This is a genomic window from Amycolatopsis sp. A133 (assembly GCF_031082405.1).
Taxonomy (GTDB): Bacteria; Actinomycetota; Actinomycetes; order Mycobacteriales; family Pseudonocardiaceae; genus Amycolatopsis.
Genome location: NZ_JAVHJU010000033.1, coordinates 1 through 17,070, shown reverse-complemented (window position 1 = coordinate 17,070; position 17,070 = coordinate 1). Strand labels below are relative to the sequence as shown.

16 protein-coding genes are annotated in these 17,070 nt (G+C 71.2%); 8 read left to right on the top strand and 8 right to left on the bottom strand.

Annotated elements, in window-relative coordinates; genetic code table 11:
• The first annotated feature begins 20 nt into the window (after positions 1–20).
• The 5 genes from ectA to Q5425_RS21475 all read left to right on the top strand — a co-directional run bounded on the left by ectA (position 21) and on the right by Q5425_RS21475 (position 6,324).
• Positions 21–530: a diaminobutyrate acetyltransferase gene (gene ectA / locus Q5425_RS21495; protein WP_396135207.1), complete on the top strand. Its 510-nt coding sequence runs from the start codon at positions 21–23 to the stop codon at positions 528–530.
• Between the two features lie 15 nt (positions 531–545).
• The gene (ectB, locus tag Q5425_RS21490) at positions 546–1,799 is read left to right on the top strand and encodes a diaminobutyrate--2-oxoglutarate transaminase (protein ID WP_308674061.1); all 1,254 of its coding nucleotides are present in this window, start codon (positions 546–548) and stop codon (positions 1,797–1,799) included.
• Between the two features lie 10 nt (positions 1,800–1,809).
• Positions 1,810–2,202: an ectoine synthase gene (locus tag Q5425_RS21485; protein WP_308674060.1), complete on the top strand. Its 393-nt coding sequence runs from the start codon at positions 1,810–1,812 to the stop codon at positions 2,200–2,202.
• Positions 2,203–2,222: 20 nt separating this feature from the next.
• Complete coding sequence (thpD, locus tag Q5425_RS21480) at positions 2,223–3,125, top strand: ectoine hydroxylase (protein ID WP_308674059.1); 903 nt, start codon at positions 2,223–2,225, stop codon at positions 3,123–3,125.
• A 436-nt stretch (positions 3,126–3,561) separates the two neighbouring features.
• Entirely contained in the window at positions 3,562–6,324 is a 2,763-nt protein-coding gene (locus Q5425_RS21475) for a BTAD domain-containing putative transcriptional regulator (protein WP_308674058.1), read from the top strand.
• Between the two features lie 302 nt (positions 6,325–6,626).
• On the opposite strand, the gene Q5425_RS21470 is transcribed toward Q5425_RS21475, so the two are convergent.
• The 6 genes from Q5425_RS21470 to Q5425_RS21445 all read right to left on the bottom strand — a co-directional run bounded on the left by Q5425_RS21470 (position 6,627) and on the right by Q5425_RS21445 (position 11,461).
• Positions 6,627–7,292, bottom strand: coding sequence for a DUF4190 domain-containing protein (locus Q5425_RS21470; protein WP_308674057.1), 666 nt, complete (start codon positions 7,290–7,292; stop codon positions 6,627–6,629).
• 306 nt (positions 7,293–7,598) lie between these two features.
• Positions 7,599–8,483: a hypothetical protein gene (locus Q5425_RS21465; RefSeq protein ID WP_308674056.1), complete on the bottom strand. Its 885-nt coding sequence runs from the start codon at positions 8,481–8,483 to the stop codon at positions 7,599–7,601.
• Positions 8,480–8,956, bottom strand: coding sequence for a DUF6932 family protein (locus Q5425_RS21460; RefSeq protein WP_308674055.1), 477 nt, complete (start codon positions 8,954–8,956; stop codon positions 8,480–8,482). The genes Q5425_RS21465 and Q5425_RS21460 overlap by 4 nt, the downstream gene beginning before the upstream one ends.
• Positions 8,957–9,013: 57 nt before the next feature.
• The gene (locus Q5425_RS21455; RefSeq protein ID WP_308674054.1) at positions 9,014–9,415 is read right to left on the bottom strand and encodes a hypothetical protein; all 402 of its coding nucleotides are present in this window, start codon (positions 9,413–9,415) and stop codon (positions 9,014–9,016) included.
• A gap of 13 nt (positions 9,416–9,428) precedes the next feature.
• Entirely contained in the window at positions 9,429–10,166 is a 738-nt protein-coding gene (locus Q5425_RS21450; RefSeq protein ID WP_308674053.1) for an OmpA family protein, read from the bottom strand.
• Positions 10,167–10,648: 482 nt separating this feature from the next.
• The gene (locus Q5425_RS21445; RefSeq protein ID WP_308674052.1) at positions 10,649–11,461 is read right to left on the bottom strand and encodes an SGNH/GDSL hydrolase family protein; all 813 of its coding nucleotides are present in this window, start codon (positions 11,459–11,461) and stop codon (positions 10,649–10,651) included.
• Between the two features lie 269 nt (positions 11,462–11,730).
• On the opposite strand from Q5425_RS21445, the gene Q5425_RS21440 reads away from it, so the two are divergent.
• Complete coding sequence (locus tag Q5425_RS21440) at positions 11,731–12,390, top strand: DUF3159 domain-containing protein (RefSeq protein ID WP_308674051.1); 660 nt, start codon at positions 11,731–11,733, stop codon at positions 12,388–12,390.
• Between the two features lie 101 nt (positions 12,391–12,491).
• Here Q5425_RS21440 and Q5425_RS21435 read toward each other — a convergent pair whose 3' ends face one another.
• A complete protein-coding gene (locus Q5425_RS21435; protein WP_308674050.1) occupies positions 12,492–13,457 on the bottom strand; it encodes a BadF/BadG/BcrA/BcrD ATPase family protein in 966 nt (321 codons plus the stop codon).
• Positions 13,454–14,500, bottom strand: a complete 1,047-nt coding sequence (locus Q5425_RS21430; protein ID WP_308674049.1) for an SIS domain-containing protein — start codon at positions 14,498–14,500, stop codon at positions 13,454–13,456. The genes Q5425_RS21435 and Q5425_RS21430 overlap by 4 nt, the downstream gene beginning before the upstream one ends.
• A 148-nt stretch (positions 14,501–14,648) precedes the next feature.
• Between Q5425_RS21430 and Q5425_RS21425 the strand changes: the two genes are divergently transcribed.
• Together Q5425_RS21425 and Q5425_RS21420 are read left to right on the top strand one after the other, a co-directional pair.
• Positions 14,649–15,404 carry a GntR family transcriptional regulator gene (locus tag Q5425_RS21425; protein WP_086846871.1) on the top strand — a complete coding sequence of 252 codons (756 nt, stop codon included), beginning with the start codon at positions 14,649–14,651 and terminating at the stop codon, positions 15,402–15,404.
• 60 nt (positions 15,405–15,464) lie between these two features.
• Positions 15,465–16,988: an MFS transporter gene (locus Q5425_RS21420; RefSeq protein WP_308674048.1), complete on the top strand. Its 1,524-nt coding sequence runs from the start codon at positions 15,465–15,467 to the stop codon at positions 16,986–16,988.
• The last annotated feature ends 82 nt before the right edge of the window (positions 16,989–17,070 follow it).

Below are 17,070 nucleotides of genomic sequence, written 5' to 3'. Positions count from 1 at the left end.
CTCTGTTACGTTTCCTGAGTATGTCCGTAACGCACTTGATCGAATCCCCGACCAAGGCGGACGGCGCGCAGCTGTGGCGAATCGCGCGTGATTCCGCCAAGCTCGATCTCAACTCGCCGTACGCATACATGCTGTGGTGCCGCGATTTCGCCGAGTCTTCGGTGGTCGCGCGCGAGGACGGCAAGGCGGTCGGTTTTGTCATCGCCTACCGCAGGCCGGACGACCCCGGGGCGGCGCTCGTCTGGCAGATCGCCGTCGACGCGTCCCAGCGCGGGAAGGGCCTGGCCGGGGCCCTGCTCGACGCGCTGTACACGCGGCTGACCGGCGCGGGGGTGCGTTACCTCGAGACCACGATCACCCCGGACAACGAGGCGTCCATCCGGCTGTTCACGTCGTTCGCGAAGCGGTGGAACGCCGCCACGGAAACCAGTGTGCTGTTCGGCGGGGAGGATTTCCCCGAGGCCGGGCACCTGCCGGAAGAGCTTTACCGCATCGGTCCGCTGACGGCGCCGACGAATCCGGGCGATTAGGAGAGAAAGAAACACATGAGCATCTTCGAAGAGCTCGAATCGGAAGTACGCAGCTACAGCCGCGGCTGGCCGGTCGTGTTCGACCGCGCGCAGGGCAGCTGGCTCCACGACGAGAGCGGAAAGCCCTATCTGGACTTCTTCGCCGGGGCGGGCGCGCTGAACTACGGGCACAACAACCCGCAGCTGAAGCAGGCCCTGATCGACTACATCCAGCGCGACGGCGTCACCCACGCCCTGGACATGTTCACCGTGGCCAAGCGGGACTTCCTGCAGACCTTCCGCGACAAGGTCCTCGACCCGCGCGGGTTCGGCTACAAGGTCGTGTTCCCGGGGCCGGGCGGCGCGAACGCCGTCGAGGCCGCGCTGAAGCTGGCGCGCAAGGTGACCGGCCGCGAGTCGGTCATCAACTTCACCAACGCCTTCCACGGCATGACGCTGGGCGCGTTGTCGGTCACCGGCAACTCGATGAAGCGCGGCGCTGCCGGCGTCCCGCTGGTGCACGCCACCCCGATGCCGTACGACCAGTACTTCGACGGCGCGATGCCGGACTTCCTCTACTTCGAGAAGCTCCTGCAGGACTCCGGCAGCGGGCTCAACGAGCCGGCCGCGGTGATCGTCGAAGGCGTGCAGGGCGAAGGCGGCATCAACGCCGCGCGCCTGGAGTGGCTGAAGGGGCTCGACGACCTCTGCAAGCGCCACCACATCCTGCTGATCCTGGACGACGTCCAGATGGGCTGCGGCCGCACCGGCCCGTTCTTCAGCTTCGAGGAAGCCGGGATCACGCCGGACATCGTCTGCCTGTCCAAGTCCATCAGCGGCTACGGCATCCCGATGGCGCTGACGCTCATCAAGCCGGAGCTCGACGTCTGGGAGCCGGGCGAGCACAACGGCACCTTCCGCGGGATCAGCCCCGCGTTCGTCACCGCCAAGGAAGCGATCGACACCTACTGGAGCGACGACGCGCTCGAGAAGTCGACCAAGGCGAAGGGCGAGCGCATCGCGACCGCGTTCAGCGGGATCGTCGAGGCTTACCCGGAAGCGAAGCTGCTCGCCAAGGGCCGTGGCCTGGCGCGCGGCCTCGAGTTCCCGAACGGTGACCTGGCCGGGCGCGTCTGCGCCGAGGCGTTCGCCCGCGGCCTGCTGATGGAAACCTCCGGCCCCGACGGCGAAGTCATGAAACTGCTGCCGCCGCTGACGCTGACCGACGACGAGCTGACGCAGGGCCTGTCGATCATCGACGAGTCCGTCAAGGCCGTCCTGACCAAGTAAGGGAGTACCCGTGCTCGTCCGCACGCTCGACGAGATCACCGACACCGACGCCGACATCAAGACCGAGAACTGGCGCAGCAAGCGGATCATCCTCGCCAAGGAGGGCGTCGGCTTCTCGGTGCACGAGACCACGCTCTACGCGGGGACGGTCAACGACTTCTGGTACGCCAACCACATCGAGGCGGTGTTCATCACCTCCGGTGAGGGCGAGATCGAGGACCTGGCCACCGGCAAGGTGTACGAGCTCAAGCCCGGCACGCTCTACCTGCTCAACGACCACGACAAGCACCAGGTCCGGCCGAGGACCGAGATCAAGTGCGTGTGCGTGTTCAACCCCCCGGTGACCGGCCGCGAGGTGCACGACAAAAACGGCGTGTACCCGCTGCTCACCGAGGACGCGTAAGCAACCAGGAGGCGAATCCCGTGACGCTGACGGACACCCGGGTCGAGGACCGGTACCCGACCCGGATCACCGGTACGCCGGCCCACCTGCCGCGCGTGCACCCCACGGTGTGGGGTACCGGAGCCGACGGGCCGATCGACGCCGCCACGCTGGCGAACCACGAGACCAAGGGCTACACCGTGGTCGAGGACACGCTCTCCGTCGGGGAGGTGCAGACGTACTGGCAGGAGCTGGTGCGGTTGTCCTCCGACCGGGAGCTCGCCCGTGACGAGCGCGTGATCACCGAGGCGAAGACCGGTGAGGTCCGGTCGATCTTCGGCGTGCACGAGATTTCGGACCTGATCGCCGAGCTGGTGCGCGACCCGCGCGTGCTGGACCGGGCCCGGCAGCTGCTCGGCTCCGAGGTGTACCTCCACCAGAGCCGGGTCAACTACATGCCCGGCTTCAAGGGCACCGGGTTCTACTGGCATTCGGACTTCGAAACCTGGCACGCGGAGGACGGCATGCCGTCGCCGCGCGCGGTCAGCTGCTCCATCGCGCTGACCGAGAACCACCCGTTCAACGGCGGTCTGATGATCATGCCGGGCTCGCACCGGACGTTCGTCCAGTGCGCCGGCGAGACGCCGGACGAGAACTACAAGAGCTCGCTCAAGGACCAGCCGGTGGGCGTGCCGGGCGAGGACGACATCACGAGGCTGGCGGCCGAGCACGGCATCGACCAGTTCACCGGCCAGGCCGGCTCGGCGCTGTGGTTCGACTCGAACACCATGCACGGCTCGGGGAACAACATCACCCCGTACCCGCGCTCGAACATCTTCCTGGTGTTCAACAGCGTGGAGAACGCCCTGCGGGAGCCGTTCGCGGCCGGCGCGCCGCGGCCCGCGTTCATCGCCGGCCGCGACTCGACGCCGATCACGCGCTGAGCCGAAGCAGGCGCGGGCGTGGATCCCACCCCCGCCGGTGACCGTCCCGGTGCGCTTTGTTACCGTTTCGCCACCGCGTGGGCGTGTGGTCCGCGCAACACGTCTTCGTGGACGACCGGCGGCGGGTACTTCGCTCGGGGTGAGCTCACCCGCCCGGTTGCCCTCGGTGGCGGACGGGCGGACCGGCCCCCTGGCGGCCCGGCCGAAGTTTCAACAGCGACCCCGCACCACCGGATCGGGACCGGTGGTGCGGGGTCCTGTCACGTCAGCGTCAACCGCAGGCGCGCCACACCCCGGCTGCGGAATCCGCAGCGCCGGGAAACCACCTGGTCCCGGCCCGGAGGGGCGGTATTCGCCGGGCGGCGATCACGGTAGGTTGACTTTTCCGGCGAGGGCGACGCCGGGACACCGTGGACCCGGGGAGGTGGGCGCGAGCATGGCCCAAACCCGCCTCCAGCTGCTCGGGCCCGTGCAGCTGTTCCACGGCGACGACGCGATCCCGATCGGCGGACCCGGTGTCCGCGGCCTGCTCGCGCTGCTGGCCCTCAAACCCGGCAAGGTCGTCGGGGTCGACGAGATCATCGACGCGCTGTGGGGCCACGACCCGCCGGCGACCGCGCGCACCATCGTCCACGGCAACGTCTCCCACCTGCGGCGGATCCTGCGCGACCTCGATGGGCTGAGCATCCTCACCACCCCGCCGGGCTACCGGCTGGACGTCGAGCCCGACCGGATCGACGTCCACCGGGTGCGCACGTTGCTGGACCGCGCGTCCGTGGCCACGCCGGAGGTCGCGGCCGCGCTGCTGGCCGAAGCGCTCGCGCTCTGGCAGGGCCCCGCGCTGGGCGGGGTGCCCGACTCGCTGCGGGCCCCCGAACTGGAGGACCTCCGCAAGGCCGTGCACGGCGCGCGCGTCGACGCCGACCTCGAACTCGGCCGGCACGCGGAGCTGATCGTCGAGCTCAGCCCGATCGTCCGGGCCGACCCGCTGGCCGAGCGCACGGCCGGTCAGCTGATGCGGGCGCTGTACCACGCGGGGCGCCGCGGGGACGCGCTCGAGCTGTACCGGACCGTCTCCCGCGCGACCCTGCGCACCCTCGGCGTCGAGCCCGGCGCCGAGCTGCGCTGGCTCCACGAGCGAGTCCTCAACGACGACCTGGCCGAGCTTTCACGTGAAAGCTCCCACCTGGGGCCCGAGCTTTCACGTGAAAGCTCGGGCCGGGCGATTTCGCAGCTGCCTGCGGCCGTGCCCAGCCTGGCCGGGCGCGACGACGAACTGGCGTGGCTCGACGGGCTGGTCACCCGCGTCGAGGCGGGGGAAACGACGATCGCCGTGGTCACCGGCACCGCCGGGGTCGGCAAGAGCACCCTGGTCGTGTGGTGGGCGCACCGGGTGGCGCCGCGGTTCCCGGACGGCGTCCTGTTCGCGTCGCTGCGCGGCTTCGACCCGCACCACCCGCCGCTGGAGCCGGCCGAGCTGCTCACCCAGTTCCTGCTCGGCCTCGGCGTCGACACCGCGAAGATCCCGGAGCTGCTGCACGAGCGCGTCGCGCTCTACCGGTCGCTGATCGCCGGGCGGCGGATGCTGGTGCTGCTCGACGACGCCCGCACCGCCGAGCAGGTGCGTCCGCTGCTCCCGCCGAGCGCGCGGACGATGACGGTGGTGACCAGCCGTTCGCGCCTCGACGGGCTCGCCGTGTCGAACGCGGCCAAGCAGCGCGTGCTCGGCACGCTCGCGCCCGACGACGCCGTGCGGCTCATCGAAGAGCTCGCCGGCCCGGCGAGCCTCAACCACGCCCTCGCGCGGCTCTGCGGCTACCTCCCGCTGGCGCTGCGGATCGCGGGTGCGCGGCTCTCGGCGAGCGCGCAACGGACCGCGGAGGAACTGGTCGACGAGCTCGGCAACGAACGCACCCGGCTGGCCGGGCTGCAGGTCGACGGCGCCGACGACAGCGTCCGCGCCGCGTTCGACGTCTCCTTCCGCGGCCTGCCCGGCGAAGTCGCCGAGACGTTCCTGCAGCTGGGCGCGGTGCCCGGCGTGATGGTGGGGCCGCACCTGATGGCGGCGGTCGCGCAGATCCCGGTGGTCGAAGCCCGGCGGCGGCTGCGCGCGCTGGCCGCGCACAACCTCATCGCCGAGACCGAGCGTGACGTCTTCGTGCCGCACGACCTCGTCTGGCTCTACCTGCGGGAGCTCGCGGAACAGGAACTCGGCGAGAAGGAGCGCGACGAGGCGCTCGGCTGGACGGTCCGCTACTACCAGGCGGTGGCCGACCGGGCGCGGCGACGGCTGCGCCGGGTCGCCGACCCGCTCGACTTCTCCGGCGTGCTCGCCGACGAGGCGATGCCGCCGCTGACCGGCTTCGCCGAGGCGCAGGTCTGGTTCGCGGCCGAGTGGCCGAACCTCTTGGCGGTGCTCGACGCCGCGTACGCCGCGGGCCGCCACGACGACGTCTGGCGGCTGGCCCGGCTGGCGCACACCTACCGCGTCGCCTGCCCGCTGCTGGACGAGTGGTCGCGGATGGCCGATCTCGGGATCACCGCCGCCGAGGCCGCGGGCGACGTCGCCGGGCAGTGCTGGCTGCGGCTCGCGCGCTGCGAGATCGCGCTGACGTTCGAGCTGCCGGAGTCCGGCCTCGCCGACGCCGAACGGGCGGCGGAGCTGTCCGCCGCGCTCACCGACGAGCGGCTGCGCACGTCGGTGGACCTGCACCTCGGGCGTGCGCTGAGCCGGCTCGGCGAACACAAAAAGGCCATCGAACGGCTGACCGAGGCCGTCGCGAACGCCCCCGACGTCACCCTGCGCGGGCAGGCGCTCAGCAGCTGCGCGCAGGCGGAGAAACGGGCGGGCCGGCTCGCCGACGCGATCGCCCACCAGCGCGCCGGCCTGCGGATCGACCGCGAACTGGGCGACGACGACCAGGTCGTCGTCTCGCTGGACAAGCTGGCCGAGCTGAGCCTGCGGGCCGGCGACCACGAGGCGGCCGAGCAGTACGCCTGGGAGGCGATCGACCTCGCGATCAGCCGCGAGTTCGTCGCGCGGGAAGGGGCGCTGCGGCTGACGCTGGGCCGGGTGCTGCGGGCCCGGGGCGACATCGACGGCGCGCGCGAACAACTGGCGTTGTCGGTGCGCATTTACGAGCGCGTGCACCCGAAGCTCGTCGGTGAGGTGCGTACCGAACTCGCCGATCTGCAGTGAAGGCTTTCCGACATCTTTCGAACTGCGGCAACCCGACGTCGGTGGCGGGAATTCGGTTGCGAATGGGTCACGACCCCCGCTGTGCGCAAAATCCTTAGTGGATTCTTAGTGGGCGCGGGCGGTGTCCGCGTAGGTTCGGCGGTGCCGGCAGAGCCCTAGGGGAGGGGCAGGCTGAGACGCCGGTGCCAGGCCCCGCGCGGGAAACCGCTGCGGGGCCCGGAGCCGCCAGGAGCGGCTCGTGGCGGCCCGGCCGGCCGACGTGGGGGTAGGCCGGCCGGTCGCCAGGCGGGTGCCGCCTGGCTTCAGCCGACGTTCGCGGTGCAGAGCGCGATCGTCGTCCCGCTGTTTTCCGCGACCTTCTTGCCGTCGACCAGAATGGCGCAGCTGATTTCGTTGCTGACCGTCGCATTGCGGGTGTCCGCGGTGAGCGTCAACAGGTAGGAGCCATTGTTGTAGGACGCCTGGCCCTGCCAGGCGTCGGTGCTGGCGGGCGCGTTTTCGGTGCGCTGGTCGTTGAGGCTGCCGTAGCGGACGGTCGCGCCGCCGGCGGAGGTGACCTGGAACGTCACGGCGTGCTTGTCGCCGGCCACCGCGGGCAGGTGCAGCCCGGACTCGCCGCCATCGAGGAAGGTCGAGTACAGCAGCGTCCCGGCCGTCGTGAGCAACGCGGCGGCCGCGACGGCGGTGGCGGTGATCGCCAGCCCGCGGTCGCCCGCGGTGCCCTTCTTGACCTGGACCAACCCGGCGATTCCCAGCACGAGGGCCAGCCCGCCCAGCGGCCACGCGACGAACCCGACGTCCGGGACGAACGTGACGGCCAGTGCCGCCACGCCGAGCACCAGCCCGGCGATCGCCGGGAGGTTCCGCCCGTTCTTCGCGTTGGCTTGACGACGCTCCGTGGCCGTCACCGGCGGCGCGGGTCTGCCGTGGCGCGCGGTGGCCGGGGGGTACTGCGGGTCGGTCATCATGCGAACCCCTTCGGGTGGGAGTGCGACGACGTTAACCCATAAGTGTGGCCCCGGACGAAATTGTTACATTCTGGAAAAAGTCATTGTCCCACCATTTGGCGTCGGGTACCGATATTTCCTGACATCGCGGGCAGGGTGTGGCCCGGTGATCAATGGGAAGAATATCGGAGTTCCCACTGTTCGACGTGGTCTTTCGCGACCTCGCAGCCGGTATCGTAAATACCGTACGGACAACCCGGCACCACCGTGAGGCTTACGACGACGGTAGGTACCGGCGTTCAAGACGAAAGTCGCATAACGGACTTCTCAGTCGAAAAGACTTACTTCCGGGGTGATTTCGAGAAGTTCGAAGACGGGCCGGCCGCGGCGGCCGTCGATCGTCGTCGTGCGCACGACGCGCAACCGGGCGGTCACCGGGCGGTCGAGGTTCTCCTTGATTTCGTCGAGCAGGTCCGGGGCCACCGCGCCCTGGATGGTCCCGCCGGACTCACGGTCGAGGTAGAAGATGCGCCGCCGGGTGCGGACGCCGTCGAGCCGCCCGCGCACCGTCTCGTAGCCGACTTCTTCACGGGACTCGCGCAGGCTGCCCTGCAGGATCCGCGCCTGCTCGGTGGTCATGCTGCGGGTGACCTGCTCGCCCGCGGTCGGGGTCAGCGCCATCCCGATGCCGGCGTTCTTCGCCACGGCGTTGACGATGTCGCTCACCGCGTTGCGGACGGTGTCGCGCTGGAGCAGCACGGCGTCGAGCGCGCCGTCGTCCGAGCCGTTCGCCGGCAGGAAGTCGCAGAGTTCCTTGACGGCTCGCTCGGACAGCGTCTCGATGCCGTCGATGATCAGGGCGTCGTCGGAGACGTCGAGCTCCGGGAAGCCGAAGAAGATCGCGTTGCCCGCCTGGCCGCGCTGGATCAGCGGCGCCTTGTCCCGGTCGGCCTGCTGGACCTGGGTGACCTCGCCGGCCGGGTTCCGGATGATGTGCCCGATCTTCGCGGTCGCGTCCTGCAGGGCGCGGCTGATGTCGGAGAAGGTGTAGGCGTCGATGGTCTGTTCGCCGATCACCGAGACGTGCAGCAGCGGTGAGCGGGACGTCCGCTCGAACTTGGCGTTGGCCGCCATCGCCGACGCGCGGGCCAGGTCGTCGAGCCACGTGCCGCCGGGGATTTCGTCGGCGATGCGCCGGAACTCGTTCCTCACCAGATCATCTCCGGGTAGCCCCTGCCGCCTTGGGCCCAGACCTCGGCCCACACGTCCTCGTCGCCGGGGCGGCACAGGAAGCCGTCCAGCATGCCGCCGACGGGCTGCACCTGGTCGAGGTACATCGCCGGCTGCCCGATGATCACGCCGCGCAGCGTGAGCAGGCCGTAGAGCGCGGACCGGCCGGCGTCGTCGAGCCGCTTGAGCGCGCCCCACTCGTCCGGGATGAGGACGACGTCGAGGCTTTGCGGTGGGTGGGCGGTGCGGGTGATGAGCTCGCCGCCGATCCAGGCGCGGCCGGACGGGATGATCCGCCGGGCGACGCCGAGGTAGCTGTTGAGCGCGCTGAACAGGATCTCGCGATCGTTCTGGTGCGGGGCGTCGAACACCAGGCGTTCGTAGACGTCGGCGAGGTCACCCGCGTGCCGGCCCGGCGGCAGGACCTGCTGCGACGTCCAATGGGGGAGCGCCACTCCACCCCCTCCTCAGGCCTCGCTCACAGTGCGTAGCCGAACTTACCAGGATGGGTGTCAGCTACCGCGCCCAGGCTGGTGCGGCCACTGCGGGGCCTCTTCGGACTCCGGCCAGGCGGGCTCGTCTTCGGTGGGCCAGTCCTCGGCCTGCGCCCCGCGCTGCGGCGGCAGCGGCAGGTGCCCTTCGCGGTGCCCGACGGGTTCGGGCGCTTCGTCGTCGTGGACGCTCGCGCGCGGGTCGGGCCCGTGCTGAGCCCAGGCGGCGGGGATGAACTGGGTTTGCTCGACCGACAGCGGCGGCGGTACGGGCTCGTACAGCGGTTCCGCTTCGGCGCTCGGTTCGGGGCTGGGCTCGGGGCTCGGTCTGGGTCTGGCGCGCAGGACGAGCCACGAGGTCAGCGCACCGAGGGCGAAGGCGACGATCAGCCACAGCCAGATCTGCCCGAACAGCCACATCATGTGCTCATCACCCCTATACGACCGTGATTTCGACGCGCCTGTCTTCTTCGCCGCCGGTGGACGGCCGGGTGTCGCCCAGCCCCCGGTAGGTCACGCGTTTGGCCGCCAGCCCGTTGGAGGTGAGGATCCGCGCGACGGCCCGGGCGCGGTCCCGGGAGAGCTTCAGAGCGGCGCCCTCGCCGCCGGGGCCCCGGGCCACGTGCCCGGTGACGCGGTAGCGGAAGCCCGCGGGCGCCTTGGCGAGGGCGATCGCAATGCTCCGGGCGGCCTGTTCCCCCTCAGGGGTGAGCCGCGCGGAGTCCGGTTCGAAGGAGACGGGCGCCTCGGCGAGCAGCCGATCGATCTCGGCTTGCACCCCGGCCTTGTCGGTGGGCGGCGGCGCGGTGGTGCTGGTGGTGGGCGGCGGGCTCGCAGTGGTGCTGGTCGTGGGCGGCGGCGGGCTCGCGGTGGTGCTCGGAGCCACGGGGATGACGTCGCCGTTGAACTTGGCGGACCGGACCCCCTCGACCCGCTGGACGACTTCGAGTGCTCTCAGCGCTTTGTCGGGCGGGATGCTGCTGAGGGTGGCATCACGGCCATCGAAGCGGACATCCCCGGTCGGCAGCCCGGCTTCGAAGAGCGCGGTCTGCGCCCGGCCGACGAGGTCGCGTTCGATGTTCCCGGACTGAGCCCAGGTGGCGACGCCCGCGAGCAGTGCGGTGACCAGCACCGCGATCGGGACCACGAGGATCCAGCGCCGACCACCGGACATAAGGGGACTGTAAGCCTGGTGGGGCGGGTTGGCGACCTGAATCCGGGTGGTGATCCACAAGTTGTCCCCAGGTAAGTCGACATGTGGATAAGTCTGGGGTTTGTGATCGGTTGGGTACTTAGTGTCGGTGGTGGCGGATACGCTGGAAGCGGGTGGCTCCCCCTGGGAGGGCGGGCTTGCGTCCGGGGCTGGTGGGGCGGGGGATTGGCGCGCGGTGGGGCGGGGTAGTCGGTGACAGAGGGCGGTAGGGCCTCGCGGCGGCGGACGGCGGAGCGCAGGGGCGGCAGAGCGGGACGCGCCGAGGGCATGCGCAGCGCAGTCAACAGTGCGGAGGTGGCCCAAATCCGACCAGGGTCGCATCTGTCCCGAACGAGTCATCGGGGACCTCCGACGCCCCGAATGACTCATTCCCGACGCTGAAGGCCGGCGCAAACCCCACCTGCGGCCCGGACCTGAAGGGGACCTTCAGGGAACCTGAGGCCTCAGCTCGCCTGCTTCTGAGCGCTCTCCGTCACCTCAAGCACTTCCAACGGCACCAGCGGCACCAGCTTCGGCCGCTTGGGCGACAACCCATCCCCCATCGACTGGCCCCGAAGCTGCCGCCGGATCCACGGCAGCAGGTGCACCTTCGTCCACGTCAGATCCGAGCGCCGCGAGTCGATCCAGCGGCTCGGGGCCACCTCCAGCGGCCACGGCTCGCGCCAGTCCGCCTCCAGGGGGATGCCCAGCACCTCCGCCGCCCTGAAGGCGATCCGGCGGTGGCCTTCCGGGGAAAAGTGCAGCCGGTCGTCGCTCCAGGCTCGGCGGTCGTGCAAGGGACCCATTGTCCACAGGTCGACCATGCGGGCTCCGTGGCGCTCGGCGATCGCCCACAGGTTCGTGTTGTAGATCGCCACCTTGCCGCGCAGCACCGACATCACCGACAGCACCTTCGTGTCGGGGCCGTTGAACATCAGCACCGGGATGCCCGCCTCGCGCAGCTTCGCCACGCCCTCCTCCAGGCGCTCGGTGACCGCGTCGACGTCCGCGCCCGGGACGATGATGTCGTTGCCGCCCGCGCACAGCGTGACCAGGTCGGGCTTCAGTTCCAGGGCGATCGGCAGCTGCTCGTCCAGGATCTCGTCGAGCAGCTTGCCCCGCAGCGCCAGGTTGGCGTAGCGGAAGTCGTTCCGGCCCCCCGCCAGCACCTCCGCGAGCCGGTCCGCCCAGCCGCGGAAGGAGCCGTCCGGCAGGTCGTCGTTCAGGCCCTCGGTGAAGCTGTCACCGAGGGCTACGTAACTGTCGAATCCATACACGTGGGTCCCCTTCCCATCCTGCGACCGACACACCCCGACATGTAGTTGTACACCTCAACTAACCATCGGGCTGCAACCCCCGTTGCCACCCTGCGCGTTCAGCCTGCAGTAACAGTGTCTTATCTTGTCGGCCTTCTGCGCCTCTTCATTACGTAGTCTTCACCTGCCGCATGCCGCGAAACCGCACACTCGAAGGCAAAGCGGACACCCGATGTGGCGAAAATCTCCCTGCCCGGGGCGTTCCGGGCCCGATCCGGCAGGCTGGACACGTGTCCGGAGAACCCCGTGAATCGCTCGCGCAGATCCTCGGTGGCCGCCGGGGCGCGCTCGACGCCAGCATCCCGCCCGTCGGCTTCGTCGTCGGCTGGCTCGCCGCCGGGCAGTCCGTCGCCTGGGGTGCCGGCGCCGCCGTTGTGGTCGCCGTCGCGGTCGGGATCTACCGGGTCGCCCGCGGTGGCAAGGTCCGCGCGCTGGTCGTCAGCCTCGCCGCCGTCGTCGCGGCCGCGCTGATCGCCCTGCACACCGGCCGCGCGCAGGACTTCTTCCTGCTGCAGCTGATGTCCAATGTGGCCAGCGCGCTGCTGTGGGCGGCCAGCATCGTCGTGCGCTGGCCGCTGCTCGGCGTCGTCGTCGGCCTGCTGCTGGGCCAGAAGACGCGCTGGCGCCGCGACCCCGTGCTGCTGAGGGCCTACTCGCTCGCCAGCTGGGTGTGGGTGCTCCAGTACACGCTGCGCGTGGTCGTCTACGGCCTGCTGTGGTCGGCCGGCCAGGTGCTCGCGCTCGGCGTGGCCCGCACAGTGCTGTCGTGGCCGCTCGTCGCGCTGACCGTCGCGGTCAGTGGCTGGGTGCTCTACCGGGCGTTGCCGCCGGAGCATCCCGGCCTGCGCCTGGCTCCGGAAACCCGCTCGGACGACGTACCCGGGGCATAAGGCGGCCCCCGGCGAGGGGGGAGGGTCCGGGGGCCACTGCCTACGGTACCCGGCCTACCCGGGTTCAGTCGACGGTTTCGCGTCTTTGCGCCGCGTTTTGCTCAATATCCTGACGGCCGGGGCCGCGGCGCGCCCTCGCCGAAGGCGTCCACGGCGGCCAGCCAGGCCGCGCCGAGCACCCCATCGGAGCTGGTCAGCACCTCAAGACCGGCCAGCCGCCGTCGCACGAGCTCGCCGACCGGGCTCGCCCCGGTGAGCACCGAGCCGACGAGCACCACCGGCGTCGACTCGCCGGGCTCCCGCGCGGCGAGGGCGTTTTCGACCAACAGGCCGGCGGCGCGGGCGACGATCTCGCGGGCCGCGGGCTCGCCCGCGTCGTGCGCCGCGCTCACCAACGGGGCGAAGCGGGCGAGCCGGACGGGTGCCTCGGCGTTGGCCGCCGTGATCAGCGCCCGGGACGCGGCCAGCCGCTCGGCATCGCTGCGGACGTCCAAACCGGACAGTCCGAGCGCGGCGGCGAGCACCGCCGACGGCAGCCCGTCGAGCGGCAGCCCGCGCCCGAGCGCCTCCAAAGTGGAACGGACGGCTTCGCGGCCGAGCCAGAACGCGGAGCCCTCGTCGCCGAGCAACCAGCCGTAGCCGCCGGTCGTGCCCGCGAGCCGCCGCTTGCGGATCCGGCCCACGATCGAGCCGGTGCCGGCGACGACGACCGTCCCGTCCGGCGCCGGGGTGGCCGACGCGTACGCCACTTCGGCGTCGGCGACGGTCCGCACCGCACACGTGAGACCGATTCGCGTCCACGCCGCGTCGAAGACCGCCGCCACGCCCCGGTCGCTCAGCTTGCTGACCCCGGCCATGCCGACGACGCACGCCCGCACGGCGCCGGGGTCACGGGCGCCGAGCGCCGCGGTGATCGCGTCCGCGATCCGGCCCGCGGCGACCTCGGGCGCGTGCGCGTTGGGGTTGGCCCCTTCGCCGCGCCCGGTGCCCAGCACCGCGCCGGCGGCGTCGACCAGGGCGGCCCTGGTCGACGTGCCACCGGCGTCGACGCCCACCGCGAAGCTCACCGGGTCTTGGTCACCTTCAGCAGGCCGCGCGGGCTGTCCGGGTCGCCGCCACGGGCCAGCGAGAGGCCGAGCGCGATCCGCTGGATCGGCAGGATCTCCAGGATCGGCGCGAGCTCCTCGACCGTCGGCGCGACGTCGATGCGCAGCGCCGCGGGCACCTCGGCGGCGGCCGAGCCGACCGCGAGGACGTCCGCGCCGCGCTTGCCGACGGCCTCGAGGACCTCGTGCATCGCCCGGCCGCCGTGCCCGGCGCTGGTCACCGCGAGCACGGCGGTCTCGCCGTCCACCGCCGCCACCGGGCCGTGCAGCAGGTCCGCGCCGCTGTACGCGCGGGCGGCGAGGTAGCTGGTCTCGGCGAGCTTGAGCGAACCCTCGAGCGCGCTGGCGTAGGAGTAGCCGCGGCCGGTGGTGAGGATCCGGTCCACGAAGCGGTACCGGTCGACCGCGCGCTGCACGCCCTCGGCCGCGCCGTCGAGGGTCTGCTGCGCCAGCTCGCCGATCTTCTCGGCGTCGGCCGCTTTGCCGCCGCGCACCGCGTCGATGAGCAGGTACAGCGCCATCAGCGTCGCGGAGTACGTCTTGGTGGCCGCGACGGCCTTCTCCACGCCCGCGCCGATGTCGACGCCGAGTTCGGACGCCGCGCGCAGCGGCGAGTCCGGCGTGTTGGTGACCGAGACGGTCAGCGCGCCCTGGCGCCGCGCTGTTTCGGTGACCTCGATCAGGTCAGGCGAGCCACCGCTCTGGCTGACCGTGACGAACAGCACGTCCCGCAGATCGGGCCGCGCGCCGTACAGCGTGGCCGTGGACGGGGAAACCAGACCGGCCGGAAGGCCCAGCAGTACCTCGATCAGGTACTTCGCGTACAACGCTGCGTGGTCGCTCGATCCACGCGCGGCGAGCAATGCGAACCGCGGAGGCCGGTGTGAGATCTTTTCCGCCACTTCGGCGATTTCCGCCTGACGCTGCACCAGTCCCGCCAAGACGTCCGGCTGCTGGGCGATCTCCGCGGCCATGTGCTCGCCGGGCCGTTGTTCGGTCATCATTTTCCTCTCCACCTCCGGCATTATGTACCGGACTCAGGCGGCGTCGGTCAGGTCTAGACCAATGTTATAGGGGCGGCGCGTTTGGGGAAAAGGGTACGTTTCTTACGGGGACGTGGCGTGCGATGAGGGAAGACATAGGGAGCCGGGCATGTTGGAGACCACCACCACGGGCGAGGCGGGCGCCGTCGCCGGGATGCGCGGGCAGCGCGAGCCCAAGTACTGGGCGCTGAAGCAGCACCTCCTCGACCTCCTGGACGTGCTGCCGCCGGGGTCGCCGATCCCCACCGAACGCGCGCTCGCCGGGGAGTTCACGGTCTCCCGCACCACCGTGCGCCAGGCGCTGGCCGACCTGACCGCCGAGGGCCGGCTGCACCGTGTACAGGGAAAAGGCACCTTCGCGGCCGAGCCGAAGCTCGCGCAGCGGCTGCAGCTGTCCTCCTACACCGAGGACATGCGCAAGCAGGGCCTGAAGCCGTCGTCGAAGCTGCTCGAAGTCGAGGAAATGCCGGTCGAGGGCGATCTGGCGAAGCTGCTCGGAATCCGGACCGGCGCGAAAATCCTTCGTCTTCGACGGCTTCGACTGGCGGACTCGCAGCCGATGGCGCTGGAGACCACCCACCTCCCGCTCGGCCGGTTCCGCGGGCTGCGCAAACACGTCTCGGCCGGCGGATCGTTGTACGCCGTTCTACGCGAGCACTACGGCGTCGAACTGGAACGCGCGGAAGAAACGATCGAGACGTCGCTGGCGGGGCCGCAGGAAGCGGAGATGCTCGGCGCGGACGTCGGCATGCCGGTGCTGATGCTGACCCGCCACTCGTTCGCCACGGACGGCAAGCCGGTCGAGTTCGCCCGCTCGGTCTACCGGGGTGACCGCTACAAGTTCGTGACGACGCTGCTGCCGTGATCGGCGGACCGGAGCACCCCCGCGGTTGACGGGGGTCTCCGGGCACGGTGGAGTTGGGCGGTGAATTCCACTGAAGACACCGGGATCCGGTGGGGCACCCACGCTGCCCGCGGCGTGCTCGCGACCACCATCCTCGGGTCCGGCATGGCGATGCTCGACGGGACGATCGTCAACGTCGCGCTGCCCCGCATCGGCGCCGAACTGAACGCTTCCGTGGCGGGGCTCCAGTGGATCCTCGACGGCTACATGCTGGCGCTCGCCGCGCTGATCCTCGTCGCCGGTTCGCTCGGCGACCGGTACGGCCGTCGCCGCATGTACCTGATCGGCGTCGTCTGGTTCGGCATCGCGTCCGGGCTGTGCGCCGCGGCGACGTCGACCGAGATGCTGGTCGCGATGCGGATCCTGCAGGGCGTCGGCGGCGCCCTCCTGACCCCGGGGTCGCTCGCGATCCTCCAGGCGTCCTTCGCGCACGACGCCCGTGCCCGCGCGATCGGCGCCTGGTCCGGCCTCGGCGGCATCGCGGCCGCCGCCGGGCCGCTGCTCGGCGGCTTCCTGGTGCAGGTCTGGTCGTGGCGGCTGGCGTTCCTCATCAACGTGCCGATCGCGGTCGCCGTGGTGCTCATGGCGCGCCGGTTCGTCCCCGAATCCCGCGATGCGGAGGCCACCGGGCACCCGGACTTCGGCGCCGCCGCGCTCGGCGCCGTCGGCCTCGCCGGCGTCACCGGCGCGCTGGTGGAGGCGCCCGCCCGCGGCGTCGGCGACCCGCTCGTGCTGGTCGCGGGCCTGCTGGGGATCGCCGGGCTGGCCTCGTTCGTCGCCGTCCAGCACCGCTCGGCCGAACCGCTCGTGCCGCCCGCGCTGTTCCGCGACCGGACCTTCACGTTGTCCAACGCCCTGACGTTCGTCGTCTACGCGGCGCTCGGCGGCGTGATGATGCTGCTGGTCATGCAGCTGCAGGTGTCGCTCGGCTACTCGCCGACCGCGGCCGGGCTGGCCGGCCTGCCGCTGACGGTGATCATGCTGCTGCTTTCGGGCCGCTCCGGCGCGCTCGCGCAGCGCATCGGCCCGCGCACGCAGCTGGTCGTCGGCCCGATCGTCGTCGGCATCGGGATGCTGCTGATGCTGCGCATCGCACCCGGCGCGTCCTACCTCGGCACGGTGTTGCCGGCGGTCGTGGTGTTCGGGCTCGGGCTGGCGACGGTGGTGGCCCCGGTGACGGCGACGGTGCTCGCCGCGGCCCCGGACCGCTACGCCGGCGTCGCGTCCGGCGTCAACAACGCGATCGCCCGCTCGGGCGGCCTGCTCGCGGTGGCGGTGCTGCCCGCCGCGGCCGGGCTGACCGGCGAGGCGTACGCCGACCCGGTCGCGCTCACCGCGGGCTGGCGCACGGCGCTCATCATCTGCGCGGCGCTGGCGATCGCCGGCGGGCTGATCGCGCTGGGCATCCACAACGGCGTCCTCGAGCCACCGGCCGCGGCCGGGCCCGACGACGAGTGCCCCCACCTGGGCGAGTGCTACCACTGCGGCGTCGAAGGCCCGCCGACGCACATCCGCGGCGGCGGAACCCCGGTCGCCGGCTCCTAGCCCAGAGCGCCCCAATGGGGTTGTTTCATCGTGGTTGTGGCTGGTGAGGGTGGTGTGTGTGGGTTGTTGTGGTTGTGGGGGA